Below are 1058 nucleotides of genomic sequence, written 5' to 3' on the forward strand. Positions count from 1 at the left end.
TAACGGTGAGATCTACAACCACAAAGAGATTCGCGCTCGCTACGAAGGCAAGTACGAATTCCAAACAGACTCTGACTGTGAAGTTATTTTAGCGCTGTATCAAGACATGGGTGCTGATCTTCTTGAAGAGCTAAACGGCATTTTTGCTTTCGTACTGTACGATGAAGAAAAAGATGAGTACCTAGTAGGTCGTGACCATATCGGTATCATTCCACTTTACCAAGGTTACGATGAACACGGTAACTACTACGTCGCTTCCGAAATGAAAGCACTCGTACCCGTTTGTAAAACAGTCAGCGAATTCCCTCCAGGTTCGCACTACAGCTCAAAAGATGCAGAACCTCAGCGTTACTACATCCGTGACTGGAACGAATATGCAGCTGTTCAAGGTAACAGCACGAGTAAAGAAGAACTAACAGAAGCACTGGAAGCCGCTGTGAAACGTCAACTAATGACTGACGTACCATACGGCGTACCACTATCTGGTGGTCTGGATTCATCCATCACATCTGCGGTAGCAAAACGCTATGCTGCGATGCGTATCGAAGACGATGAAAAATCAGAAGCATGGTGGCCTCAACTTCACTCTTTTGCGGTTGGTCTTGAAGGCGCTCCAGACTTAAAAGCAGCACGTGAAGTGGCAGAAAAAATTGGTACCGTTCACCACGAAATGACATACACCATTCAAGAAGGTTTGGATGCTATTCGTGACGTGATTTACCACATCGAGACTTATGACGTAACAACGATTCGTGCCTCAACACCGATGTTCCTCATGGGCCGTAAAATCAAGGCAATGGGCATCAAAATGGTGCTTTCTGGTGAAGGCGCTGATGAAATCTTCGGTGGCTACTTGTACTTCCACAAAGCGCCAAACGCAAAAGAGTTCCACGAAGAAACGGTTCGTAAACTGCTGGCTCTAAACATGTTTGACTGTGCCCGTGCGAACAAATCGTTGGCGGCATGCGGCGTTGAAGGCCGTGGACCATTCTTAGATAAAGAGTTCATTGATGTCGCAACGCGCTAACATCCTGCAGCCAAAATGTGTGACAACGGTC

Annotated in this window: 1 pseudogene; it reads left to right on the plus strand. The window is 46.6% G+C overall.

Features of this window, described 5'->3' with window-relative positions:
• A pseudogene (gene asnB / locus R7P35_RS26155) lies at nucleotides 1-1024 on the plus strand (asparagine synthase B); the annotation flags it as partial.
• Nucleotides 1025-1058: the final 34 nt, after the last annotated feature.

Source organism: Vibrio sp. Vb0304, from assembly GCF_033338995.1.
Taxonomy (GTDB): domain Bacteria; phylum Pseudomonadota; class Gammaproteobacteria; order Enterobacterales; family Vibrionaceae; genus Vibrio; species Vibrio alginolyticus.